Origin of the sequence: Enterococcus sp. HMSC061C05 (genome assembly GCF_001814765.1) — a bacterium.
Classification (GTDB): domain Bacteria; phylum Bacillota; class Bacilli; order Lactobacillales; family Enterococcaceae; genus Enterococcus_B; species Enterococcus_B lactis.
The window spans coordinates 83,795-96,885 of the sequence record NZ_KV817757.1; the positions used below are offsets into that span (position 1 = coordinate 83,795).

Annotated in this window: 9 protein-coding genes; 6 read left to right on the forward strand and 3 right to left on the reverse strand. The window is 39.0% G+C overall.

Going from position 1 to position 13,091, the window contains the following annotated elements:
- Positions 1-67: 67 nt before the first annotated feature.
- Positions 68-424 carry a YxeA family protein gene (locus tag HMPREF2988_RS11605; protein ID WP_002290132.1) on the reverse strand — a complete coding sequence of 119 codons (357 nt, stop codon included), beginning with the start codon at positions 422-424 and terminating at the stop codon, positions 68-70.
- 367 nt (positions 425-791) lie between these two features.
- Between HMPREF2988_RS11605 and tuf the strand changes: the two genes are divergently transcribed.
- Positions 792-1,979: an elongation factor Tu gene (gene tuf / locus HMPREF2988_RS11610; protein ID WP_002289463.1), complete on the forward strand. Its 1,188-nt coding sequence runs from the start codon at positions 792-794 to the stop codon at positions 1,977-1,979.
- Positions 1,980-2,168: 189 nt separating this feature from the next.
- On the opposite strand, the gene mprF is transcribed toward tuf, so the two are convergent.
- Both mprF and HMPREF2988_RS11620 read right to left on the reverse strand, forming a co-directional pair.
- Positions 2,169-4,760, reverse strand: coding sequence for a bifunctional lysylphosphatidylglycerol flippase/synthetase MprF (mprF, locus tag HMPREF2988_RS11615; RefSeq protein ID WP_070770702.1), 2,592 nt, complete (start codon positions 4,758-4,760; stop codon positions 2,169-2,171).
- Positions 4,761-4,785: 25 nt separating this feature from the next.
- Positions 4,786-5,547: an alpha/beta fold hydrolase gene (locus tag HMPREF2988_RS11620; RefSeq protein WP_002315226.1), complete on the reverse strand. Its 762-nt coding sequence runs from the start codon at positions 5,545-5,547 to the stop codon at positions 4,786-4,788.
- Between the two features lie 165 nt (positions 5,548-5,712).
- On the opposite strand from HMPREF2988_RS11620, the gene HMPREF2988_RS11625 reads away from it, so the two are divergent.
- The 5 genes from HMPREF2988_RS11625 (at position 5,713) to rpoD (ending at position 12,924) form a co-directional block, all read left to right on the forward strand.
- Positions 5,713-6,345, forward strand: coding sequence for a lysozyme family protein (locus HMPREF2988_RS11625; RefSeq protein WP_002290135.1), 633 nt, complete (start codon positions 5,713-5,715; stop codon positions 6,343-6,345).
- A 57-nt stretch (positions 6,346-6,402) separates the two neighbouring features.
- Entirely contained in the window at positions 6,403-7,263 is an 861-nt protein-coding gene (locus HMPREF2988_RS11630) for a DUF368 domain-containing protein (protein WP_070770703.1), read from the forward strand.
- Positions 7,264-7,452: 189 nt separating this feature from the next.
- Entirely contained in the window at positions 7,453-9,768 is a 2,316-nt protein-coding gene (locus HMPREF2988_RS11635; RefSeq protein WP_024636184.1) for a cation-translocating P-type ATPase, read from the forward strand.
- A gap of 181 nt (positions 9,769-9,949) precedes the next feature.
- On the forward strand, positions 9,950-11,791 hold the full coding sequence (gene dnaG / locus HMPREF2988_RS11640; protein WP_070770704.1) for a DNA primase: 1,842 nt from the start codon (positions 9,950-9,952) through the stop codon (positions 11,789-11,791).
- A gap of 23 nt (positions 11,792-11,814) precedes the next feature.
- Complete coding sequence (gene rpoD, locus HMPREF2988_RS11645; RefSeq protein WP_070770705.1) at positions 11,815-12,924, forward strand: RNA polymerase sigma factor RpoD; 1,110 nt, start codon at positions 11,815-11,817, stop codon at positions 12,922-12,924.
- Positions 12,925-13,091 lie beyond the last annotated feature (167 nt).

Sequence of the window (13,091 nt, forward strand, 5' to 3'; positions counted from 1 at the left end):
TTATTTCTTGGAGTTAAACGCTTCTGTCCCTGCCTCTTTTTATCTAATAAAATTTTAAGACCACCGATTATTGATCGATTTTTTCTGCCGCATTTTTAGGGACTTCAGAAGCTTTTATTTCTTCCCAGCTTAATACACCTTTACGAGGATTGACTTTGAGTTGGAGATACGCATTCATCTTTAATGGATGTTCTCTTACTTCATGAAGCGTCACTTGTTTTTTTTCTCCATCTTTGTTATAAGCCGCTTGCTTGTAGGTATAAGTCGTAAATTTTTCTCCATTATCTGTTCGGAAAGCTGACATTTCGCCATTCGTCGTGATTTTTGTATAATAGGCTTCGCCGCCGTAAAAATAATGATAGGCTGCAAAACTTCCGCCGAGAAAGATGCCTAAAACGACAAGTACGCCAATTAATTTTTTCATGTACTTCACCTCTCTTCTTATTATTAACGAAATAGAAGATTTCGTCTATTGAAAGTTGTTGGCGACAGCTGAATTTTAAACTTTTCCTCATTTTGTTCTTATTGCTTCAAAAGAAAGTTAAAGAAGAGCTTGAAGTTTTTCTCAAAAAACATAATTTTTTATTTATAAAAGGTACTTTTTTCGCGTATAAGACAGGCGAGTGCTCTTAGTTGACTTTGACCAATTTTGACGTATAATAAGCTTAGTTCGAATCTTACAAAAAGTAAGCCGGACGTATTCTTTTTGATTTATTCAAAAAAAGACTATAATAAAAAAGTGAGAGCTGAAATCCTTCAGTGATCTATATTATTTAGGAGGTTTGTAAATTATGGCAAAAGAACATTACGACAGAAGTAAACCACACGTTAACATTGGTACAATTGGACACGTTGACCATGGGAAAACTACTTTAACTGCTGCGATCACTACAGTATTAGGCAAAAAAGGCCTAGCAAATCCTCAAGACTATGCTAGTATTGATGCAGCTCCAGAAGAACGTGAACGCGGGATTACGATCAATACCGCACACGTAGAATATGAAACAGAAAAACGCCACTATGCGCATATCGATGCACCAGGACACGCGGACTATGTGAAAAACATGATTACAGGGGCAGCCCAAATGGATGGTGCCATCTTAGTCGTTTCTGCAACTGATGGTCCGATGCCTCAAACACGTGAACACATTTTGTTGTCACGTCAAGTTGGTGTAAAATACCTAATTGTCTTCTTGAACAAAGTAGATTTAGTCGATGATGAAGAATTGATCGATTTGGTAGAAATGGAAGTTCGCGAGTTATTGAGCGAATATGGTTTCCCAGGCGATGATACTCCTGTGATCAAAGGTTCCGCATTAAAAGCATTGCAAGGCGATCCAGATGCTGAAGCTGCTATTATGGAACTGATGGATACAGTGGATGAATATATCCCAACACCAGAACGTGATACAGATAAACCATTACTATTACCAGTGGAAGATGTTTTCTCTATTACAGGACGAGGAACTGTTGCCTCAGGTCGTATTGACCGCGGTGCTGTTCGTGTCGGTGATGAAGTAGAGATCGTAGGGATCAAACCTGAAACACAAAAAGCAGTTGTCACAGGTGTAGAAATGTTCCGTAAAACGTTAGATTACGGGGAAGCTGGGGATAACGTAGGCGTACTGTTACGTGGTATCCAACGTGACGATATCGAACGTGGACAAGTACTTGCTAAACCAGGTTCCATTACTCCACATACAAAATTCAAAGCTGAAGTGTACGTGTTGACAAAAGAAGAAGGTGGTCGTCATACACCATTCTTTAACAACTACCGCCCACAATTCTACTTCCGTACAACTGACGTTACTGGAACAATCACGTTACCAGAAGATACAGAAATGGTCATGCCTGGTGACAATGTGACGATTGATGTTGACTTGATCCACCCAATCGCTGTTGAAAACGGAACGACCTTCTCCATTCGTGAAGGTGGCCGTACAGTAGGTTCAGGTATCGTTACAGAAATCGAAGCATAAGAAACGTGACTCGAATATTTTGGTAATGAAAAATGTTTAAAATGAAAAGCGGTCAAAACAGAAATCTTGTTTTGACCGCTTTTTTTGTTCTTCAATTGTACAATAAGAGAGGGCAGGAGCCGTACCTCACGCTTTGGTTCAGTCTCTTTTATTTATATTGTGAGTGTTTCCTTACTAACTACGCAGTTTTTAGTACTTTCTTCGTATCCATTTTTTCAAACCACTTATTCTACCTTGTGTCTGCTCAACTGGCGCATTATCAATAATCAGCAAAGCAATCATAACATATGCAATCCAACTATCTCGCGAATATAGGGTGTAGCGTGAGACCCAGTTCGTAGCGTACTTGCTTTTGTATTCTCTTAATCCATGGAAAGAATAAAAATGAGAGCCAAACTCGTAAACCAAGTAAGCAATTCTTTCCTGTAAAAAACTCTTTCTGGAAGTTCCAACATTTGAAAGAGGTGCCATCCCTAAATTGAACCATTGGATATGTTCTTCTTTCATATAAGCAAATAAATGCAGGAACAAGAAATCCATACTGCCGGAAGGGGCTTTTTTGGGATCATATCGCATCAAATCGATCGTTCCTACTTTGTTGTTCGTGTAAGTAGGCATGATCGTCGCAAAAGCGACAATTTCTTCTTGAGTATTTTTGACTACAGCAATAGGCGCTCTTTGTAAATAATCTTCCGAGAAAAAGCCTAAAGAAAAACCTTTTTCTTTTCGTGAACCCAACCAATTATCAGAAATATTTTTGAAAATACTCATTTGCTCAGCAGAAAACGGCGGTTGTAAGACATCAAATGTAAATCCTTCTCGTTCAATTCGGTTCAAGACAGCCCGAGTGCCCTTCATTTTTTTCCCTGATGTTGTAAAACTATTCAGGTCTACATAAGCTTCTTCCCCCATTTTAATGAAGTCATAGCCGAATTCATGCAAAATCATAACGATCTCTTCGCTTGTTTCGTAGAAAACAGGTAAATAACATAATCGGTCTGTCTCTTCGATGAAAGCTTCAATTGCTTCTGGAAAATCTTCTTTCTTACCAGAAGGATCGCCCATTACGATGCATTTATTATTGAAGCAAGCGAATTGGAGAAGCACAGTTGGTTCACCGTCTTTTTCGTAGGCAAACATCCGCTTGTCTTTTAAGAAGATCAATTGACTGTCGGAGTTTCCTCCATAAGTTGTGAGGATCTTCAGTGCCTTTTCTTCATTAAAGGCTTCGCCAATCTGTTTCTTTTCTCCTTGAAGAAAATGGACAAATAAAACGATCATGAAGCTAACGGCGATAATGGCCAACAACCCTGAAAACCAAATCTTTTCAGAAGGGAATAAGAAAAAGGAAATAAAATGGTGACGCCGATGTGGAAAGTCAGGCAGATTGTATACACCAATAACGATATAAAGCAATGTCAATGCACCGATAATGATTCCGTCGATCGTACGCCATTCCCACGAATAGATGAGTTGTTCCCGAAACAGTTCGTTTTTGGACGCAAGAATGATCAGAAGCAGAATAGACAAGAAAATCACCGGTGTGAAGCTAAAATCGCTTAATAAAACATAAAACAAAGCGAGTGCGATCAAGAAAATTGTAGGCAGATAGGCTCGTTTTACGCGTGCAGCGATCCCTCTCCCCATAACAATCAAAAGAAATCCTAATAATATACTAGGAAATTGGATAATAAAGTGGAATTTCAATGGGTTCAAACTATGAAGCCAGCGAAACTCTGTAAAAGCTTGCGGAATAGTGGCAGAAAGTACCAACATGATTCCAGAAAAGTATAAGAGGACAACCACGATTTTATGCGCGATTTCTGTTGCTAACTGCTTAGGGATCCCTGAATAACGTTGATCAAAAGTGGAACCGATATTTTTGAAGAAAAAGACGATTCCAATCAAAAACGGAATGATGTAGTAGAACAGACGATAAAGCAAGATCCACACAACGACTGTTTCTCTTGGCACACCAATAGCAGATAATCCGATAATCATCATCACATCGAAACTGCCGATTTCGCCAGGAATCATAGACACAATCCCTATCACTGAAGCAGCAATGAATAACGGAATCGTTTGCCACAGATCGATTCGGATTTCCATTAGGTAACCAACAGAAAGGAAACTGAACAGGACACCAGACCATTCCAATAATGAAACAAGCAAGAGCTGTCCTTGCGTTTTAAGTGAGGTACCACCAAGGAATCCTTTCTTTTTGAAAGTAGTGAATAAAAAGACAACAGGGAAATACAGACCGCCGCCAATCAGCCATATCCAATATTGCTTCAAAAAAGGAGCAACTGGCGTGAAGACTACAAGTAAAAAAGAAAGCAGACTGTAAATAGAAAGTCCAGCCATCAAAAACAAGAAAACTTTCGATAATGCCTGGATCACGTTTCTGCTCTCTTTCTTTTGTCCATATAGCTCAGAGCGAAGCCCCACACTGACAAACCCGCCGAAACCGGCAATATTGTTGATTGTATTGATCAGCCAGCTTGTCTCAAACAAGTAACGAGGATTCTGCTTTTGTTCAAGCATCCGATTCAAAATAATATCATAACCAATCATAGGTAACACAGAGACAAGACCAATCAACAGCATAAGTCCGCTTTTCCAAATAGGTATAGTGGCAAACGTTTCTCCTAATTGCTGGATAGATAGAGTCTTACCGATGGACATCAATTCACCGACAATAATGACAATGACAGAAATCAAAAAGATTGTTTTGAACAGTCCTAGATGGTTTTTCAGCCATTGTATGGTAGTTTTTAACAAATAAATCACCTTCTATTCCTAATAATTATGTTTCAGAAAGAAATTGAAGAACTTCTCGGTTGAAGCGTTCAGGATCTTTTCTAGCTAATTCATGTCCTTGTTCTTTTACAAGTACAAAAGAAGCTTTTGGTATAGTTTTAGCTATATACAGAGAATGTTTCAGCTTGATCACATCTTTTTTTCCTACAATAATCAAAGTTGGGGAGTTGATTTTTTTTAAATCGTTTTCTGTAAGGCCGATATCATGCAGCAATAGTTTAATAACTAACAGATTTTTGCGAAGGCTTGGGCGAAATAAAGAGAGCAACCATACCCATGCATAATGAAAATTGCTGATGACTCTGGCAGAAAAACGAACGCCTTTAACTAGCGTGTTTCCAGAATTTAAAATCAGTCGATGAACTTTTTGGGGAAAGCTGCTGGCAAATACCAATGCCAGATTTGCGCCATCACTAAATCCAAGAAAATCTGCCTGATTGATTTTTTCTAGCAACATAATCGTATTCAGATCCTCAGCCATCAAATGAAAATTCAATATAGATGCTTCATTTGTTGAACGGCCATGTCCTCTGCTGTCTACTAGATAAACGGTATAGTAGCGTTCAAGTACGGGAACCTGTTCTGAAAAAAAGCGGCCGCTGCCATCATTGCCATGCAGTAAAAAGAGTGGGAAGCCTTGACCACTCTTTTCATAATAAATTTCGCTCCCGTCTGACATTTTTGCATATTTCTTTTCTTTTTTCACATAATCACCTACTGTGTAAAGTATAACGATTATAACAGTCATTGGGCAATCGTTTTTACTGAAAAACAACGATCATTTTCGTAAGATGATAAAAAACACAGGAAAATTCATTTTTTCTTAAGGTGTACACAGAATTTAAGGAAGAAATAGCCAAGAAGATAAAGAAATAGTAAGATAAAAAAGATGTCAAAATAACTAGGTGATGAAATGAAGCGAAAACGATTATCTATTATCCGTATTCTTTTTTACATGATCCTTCTAACGGTCATTGGTGCGGTGTTATTTTTAGGAGGAAGAACTTATCGCTCAGTAAAACGGGTGGAAAGCTATCAAATAGAAATAACGACAGCTGCAAAAAATTATCATATGGAAGCATACGAAAAATTGATCAAGGCAATAATCTTGACCGAATCAAAAGGAAAAGGCACAGATCTCATGCAGAGTTCAGAGAGTTTGCATGGAGAAGCCGATATCATTGATAATCCAGCTGACAGTATTGATCAAGGGGTCAAATATTTGGCAGAGATGATAATGGAAGCAAAAAAACAAGGATGTGATCTGTGGACCGCTGTCCAAGCGTATAATTTTGGGAAAGATTATATTGCCTATGTAAAAAATCATGGCGGAGAAAACACAGTAGAACTAGCAGAAGCATATTCTAAAGATGTGTTAAGCCCACTTTTAGGAAATGAAGAAGGAAAACAGTACCGATATTGGCGGATCCAGTCCTTGCTTTACAACGGTGGCTATCTCTATCATAATGGAGGTAACATGTTTTATCCTGATATTGTCAAAATGAATGAAAAAATAATAGAGACTTACGAAAAAGTCTTTAAATAAACGAGTAGGAAATATCTAAACATAATAAAATGAGTTGAAAGAAGGAGTGCGCAAATAGTGGAAAAAAGGCAAAAAATGGAAAATCAAAAAGTGGGGTACACAACCAAAGATTGGATGTTGCGGTTTGTGAAGGGAATGTTTATCGGTTCAGGATTTATCTTGCCGGGGGTCAGCGGTGGTGCATTAGCAGCTGTTTTTGGCATGTATGAGCGACTGATTTCTTTTCTAGCCCATATCACAAAAAATTTCAAAGAAAATGTTTTGTTTTTCCTGCCTGTTGGTCTAGGCGGAGTGACAGGCATCTTTTTACTTTCTTTTTTAGTCAGTTTTTTATTAGGGGCGTATGAAACAACAATATTGTGGTTTTTTGTTGGGTGTATCGTCGGAACTGTTCCTGCGTTATGGAAAGAAGCAGGAAAAAAAGGACGAGATACTTCTGATGTAATCATCATGGTTGTTACTTTTGTTCTGGCTTATTTGTTTTTATTATACGGTGCTCGATTATTTGATGGACAAGTCGATCAGAATTTTGGGACTTGGCTGATCGCCGGTGGATTGATTGGTTTAGGGATGATTGTCCCAGGATTGAGTCCTTCTAATTTTTTGGTATATATGGGATTGTACAAAGCGATGGCTGACGGATTTAAAGAAGTTCGGTTTGAAGTCATCTTGCCGATCGGAATTGGTGGGATTCTTTGTGTCCTTGGCTTGTCAAAAATCATGGATTATATTTTCTCAAAGGCATACAGTAAGCTATTCCATTTTATTTTAGGCGTCGTTTTTGCTTCAACGATTATGATCATCCCTACTGATTACGCGGGATTGGGAGTCGCTGGAGTGCTAGCTTGTCCTGTTCTTTTTGTAGCTGGTACAGCACTAGGATGGTGGATGAGCCGTTTGGAAGAACAATATAAGTAAAGATAGTTCGATAATAAAAAAACAACACACGGGTGATTTATACAAAAAAGATCAGTATCTTTTTCGTAAGAATCCATTCGTGTGTTTTTCTATAAATTTTATAAAAACAAGTTGTTTTTAATCTTGGAACACGCTAGACTTAAACACGTGATTATTTTTGAAAGTTGGCGGAAAATGGAGAAAAAGAAAATGAATGGACTTACACAGCAAGAAGTAGTTCAAAAAATGGCTTCTGGCCAGCAAAATGACTACCAGGAAGATGCATCAAAAAGTACAAAGCAAATATTCAGCGATAATATATTGACGTTATTCAATTTTCTGAACTTCGGTATCGGGATTTGCCTGTTATTTGTAGGTGCTTATTCCAACATGGCGTATTTAGCAATTATTATCGTGAATATCGTTATTGGAATTTATCAAGAAATACATGCAAGAAATCTTGTACGGAAATTATCGATTGTTTCCCAATCAGAAGTACTAGTGATTCGGGACGGTAAAGAACAATCGATTTCTACTAAAGAGCTGGTATTAGGAGATTTGGTAAAAATCGGAGCAGGAGAACAGATACCAGCCGATTTGCAGGTCATATCAGGACGGGCAGAAGCAAATGAAGCTCTTTTGACAGGTGAATCTGACTTGATTGTCAAAGAAGCTGGAGCTGAATTGCTTTCTGGGAGCTTTTTGACAAGTGGTTCTGTCATGGCTGAAGTCATCCGAGTTGGGGCAGATAATTATGCTGTCCGCTTGACTAGCGAGGCAAAAACCCACAAAGCTATTCATTCTGAACTTGTAGATTCGATTCGTAAAGTATCCAAGTTCACTAGTTTCGTGATTATTCCTTTAGGGATCATACTATTTTTGGAGGCACTGTTCATTCGCGATGCTTCTATCAAGATTTCAGTTATTGCCTCTGCAGCAGCTTTGTTAGGGATGCTTCCAAAGGGATTAGTATTGCTGATAAGTATTGCGTTAACGACAGGTGTAACAAAACTGGCAAAAAAACGGATTCTTGTTCAAGACATGTATTCCATTGAAACACTTGCTCACGTCGATACATTATGTTTGGATAAGACAGGAACCATTACTGAAGGGAAAATGAGTATCCAGCGTGTAGAAGCATTACATCCGCTGTATGAAAAAGCTATTCCAGAAATTATGGGAACGTATCTTGCAGAAAGCAGTGATAACAACATCACCATGCGGGCGATGAGAGAGTATTTTGAGCTTTCTAATCGTTATGATGTAACAAACAAAGTCGCATTTTCTTCTGATCGCAAATGGGGTGCGATGGAGTTTCCAGAATTAGGAGTCGTATACGTAGGAGCACCTGAACGCTTGGTGGAAGAAGATCGGCTGCCAGATAGTCTAAAAACAGCTCAAGCGAATGGCTATCGCGTACTTATGTTGGGGATTGCTCCAAATCAGCAATTAAACGAAGAAAAACCCGCGTTTGTTGAGCCAGTTGCTCTGTTTGAAATCGATGACCCAATCCGAAAAAATGCGCCAGAAACACTAGCTTATCTTCATGAGGAAGGCGTTGACCTGAAAGTAATCTCTGGAGATAATCCATTTACTGTCTCCAATATTGCCAGACGTGCAGGATTACCGAATTATGATGCGTATATCGACCTTTCTCAGATTACTGAAGAATCGGACGTGCGAGAAGCTGCACATCAATATACCGTTTTTGGTCGAGTGAGTCCTCAGCAAAAGAAATTACTGGTAAATGAATTGAAAGATAGCGGTAGAACGGTTGCGATGACAGGTGACGGCGTAAATGATGTTTTGGCATTAAGAGAAGCAGATTGTAGTATCGCCATGGCAGAAGGTGACGGAGCGACACGTCAAATTGCTAATCTGGTATTGTTGGACTCTGATTTTACGACATTGCCAGAAGTCCTGTTTGAAGGACGTCGGGTAGTCAACAATGTGACGAAAGTCTCCGGTATCTTTTTCATCAAAACGATTTATTCTTTTATTTTATCGATTATCTGTGCCGTTACAGCTATTGGATTTCCATTTATCCCTATCCAGATTACGCTGATTGATTTGGCGATTGAAGGGTATCCTTCCTTCTTTTTATCATTTGAACAAGATAAACGCAAAATCACTTACCGTTACTTGCCTACTGCACTTATCAACGCGTTGCCGAATGCCTTGCTTGTAGTAGTGAATATCATAGCAGTGTATCTACTTGGAAAAACGTTCGCGTGGGGAAGTAGTGAAACCACTACGTTGATGTATTACTTGCTAATTGGAATCAGCTGCATGGCAGTTGTAAAAGCTTGTTATCCTTTCAACCCGTTGCGAATATTCTTAGCAGTAACGACAATCGTAGGGATATATGTAGCTGCGATGCTGTTCCACGGAATTTTGGAAGTAAACTTAGGTTTAGGAGAAACCATAGGATACTTCGTTATGTTCATGATCATAAATATTGTCCTTCGATTATTGTACTGGAAGGCTGATATTCAAAATCAGCTACTGAAAAGAGTAGCAAATTGATGCTTAATTAAATAGAAATGTGTTATACTTGAAAAAGAATTGAAATATGATACAATCAAACATGTATAATTGTGTCCTTTAAAATCGCACTGATTTCAGTTAGTGCGATTTTTTACCGGTTATTCTCCTGAAATATCTTTTGTTAAAACGAAAAGATATCAATAAAGCAGGGGGTGGAAAAATGGCTCAACGGATTCCTCAAGAAGTTATCGAAACGGTACGCAGTCAAACGAATATCGTTGAGGTGATTGGACAATATGTCCAATTGAAAAAGTCTGGTAAAAACTACTTAGGGCTGTGTCCTTTTCATGAAGAACGCACACCATCCTTCTCTGTTGCAGAAGACAAGCAGATCTTTCATTGCTTTGGTTGCGGCAAGGGCGGAAACGTGTTTACTTTTCTTCAAGAACTAGAAGGACTGAGTTTTCCAGAAGCAGTGATAAAAGTAGCAGACTTCGAACAGATTCCGTTGGAAGATCAATGGCGTCAGCGAACGGTAGCTGTACAAAATCCTGAATCTGCTACAGGAAAATTGATTGCTGCTCATGAAAAAGCAGCGGAAATCTATCATCACATGCTGTTGCATACAAAAGCGGGACAGCCAGCCCTAGAATATTTGCAAAGTCGTGGGTTGTCTTTAGAATTGATTGAAGAATTCAATATCGGGTTTGCGCCTAATGAACGCTCGTTTCTTCAGCAAGTCTTCAAGAATGAATCATTCTCAAATGAATTGTTAGAACGTTCTGGATTGTTTGTCACACATGATGATGGCCGTCTGTCGGACCGTTTTTACCAAAGGGTGATGTTTCCCCTTCGTAATCCTCAAGGCCAGACAATCGGGTTTTCAGGACGCTGGCTTGCACCTGAAAAAGGGCAGGAAAAAGATCAGCCCAAATATTTGAACAGTCCGGAAACAGAATTGTTCAATAAAAGACAAGTTTTATTTAATCTTGATAAAGCAAGAAGCGATATCCGAAAAAATGGAGAAATCTTGTTGTTCGAAGGTTTTATGGATGTGATTGCTGCATGGCAGGCTGGTATCAAAACTGGATTAGCTTCCATGGGAACAAGTCTGACAGCTCAACAGATCCAGCAAATGGAAAAACTGACGAAAGAACTGGTTTTTTGTTATGACGGAGATAACGCAGGTTTTGAAGCAACCAATCGAGGGATTGAATTGCTTCGGCAAAATAGTCGCTTAGGACTTTCGGTCGTAGTCGTTCCAGAAAAGCTTGATCCTGATGAATATCTCCGTAAGTATGGGGAAGCATCTTTTCAAGAATTAGTGGCTCATGGGCGTGAAACAGTTTTTACTTTTAAATCACGTTATTTGAAACAAGGGAAAAATTTAGAGAATGAAAAAGACAAAATCGAGTACCTTGAAGAATTATTAGTTGAACTTAGCCGAGTCGTTTCACCAATTGAACAAGATATGTATTTATCGCAGCTGTCCACAGAGTTTCAGGTTAGCAGAGAGACGATACAAAAACAATTGCGTGAGCTCCGAAGAACAAATCAGCAAAATCGTCAAGAACCTCAGGAAAACCAACATACGCAGACCAAGAGACAAGAAACTGTACGGAAGAAGAGACCGTTGACGCAGGTAGAAAAGGCAGAGCAGATTCTGTTGTACCGCGCATTTAAAGAAGTTTCTGTCCGCAATATTTTAAAAGAACGAGAATTTCAGTTTATCCACGACGCATATGCAGAAGTTTATTTTTTATTCGATGCATATGTCTCACAACATTATGAATTCAACCTTGCAGAGTTTTTAGACTTTTTGCAAGATGAAAATTTAAGGCGGTTGGTGGTGGAGATCGAATATTTACCGGTGGCAGAAGAAAGTTCGCCACGGGAAATCCAAGACTTGCTAGATGTGATCAGCAAATCTGGCTTAGCTGATGAAATAACATTAAAAAAACAAATGCAGCAAGAAGCCAGACGTACGGGGAACAAACAGCTTGAGCTTGAATTGACGATCGAAATCATCAATTTAACGAAACAGTTAAAACAAGCCAAATAGCTACTCAAGGGGGGCCTTCTTTTATGGCAAATGGAACAGATAAAAAAAAGTATGAAGCAGCAGTAGCAGCTTTCATCAAAGAAAACAAACCCAAACGACAAGTTGTATATGATGATTTATCCAATCAGCTTGCTACACCATTCACTTTGAATGCAGATGAAATGGACAAATTGATCCAAAAGATTGAAGACGCAGGTATCAGTGTGGTGGATGAAAATGGTGATCCATCAATTCACAGCTTGAAAAGTGCTGAGAAAAAAGCTGAACAGGCAAAAACAGAAGATCTCTCTGCGCCAACCGGTGTAAAAATCAATGACCCGGTTCGTATGTATCTGAAAGAAATTGGCCGTGTCTCCCTTTTAACTGCGGAAGAAGAAGTAGCGTTAGCATTGAAAATCGAAGAAGGCGACCAAAAAGCAAAACAGCGTTTAGCAGAAGCAAACCTTCGTTTAGTAGTAAGTATCGCTAAACGTTATGTAGGGCGAGGCATGCAGTTCCTTGACTTGATCCAAGAAGGAAATATGGGGCTGATGAAGGCAGTTGAAAAATTCGATTATCGCAAAGGATTCAAGTTTTCTACTTATGCTACATGGTGGATTCGTCAAGCAATTACTCGTGCAATCGCCGACCAAGCACGTACGATCCGTATTCCAGTTCACATGGTAGAAACAATCAATAAATTGATTCGTATCCAGCGTCAATTGTTGCAAGACCTGGGAAGAGAACCTACGCCGGAAGAAATCGGTGCAGAAATGGACCTTCCGACAGAAAAAGTCCGCGAAATCTTGAAAATCGCGCAGGAACCTGTTTCCCTTGAAACGCCAATCGGTGAAGAAGATGATTCTCATTTAGGTGATTTCATCGAAGACCAAGAAGCAACAAGTCCAGCAGAACACGCAGCATATGAACTACTAAAAGAACAATTGGAAGATGTACTAGATACATTGACAGATCGGGAAGAGAATGTCCTTCGCTTACGTTTTGGTCTAGACGATGGACGTACGAGAACACTGGAAGAAGTAGGAAAAGTATTTGGTGTTACTCGGGAACGTATTCGTCAGATCGAGGCTAAAGCATTGAGAAAATTACGCCATCCTTCTCGTTCGAAACAATTAAAAGACTTCTTAGAATAAGCACGAACTATTGACCAGAAGAAAAATCAGTCAAATGGTTTGGTTTATTTTAAAAGAAAAAAAGCTTGGGACTACGCGGTCTCAAGCTTTTTTTTCTATAGGAAGAAAATTTATTCATTATTTTTAAGTAAATCCTAAAAATAAGCTATTGGCGTGACGAATAGAAT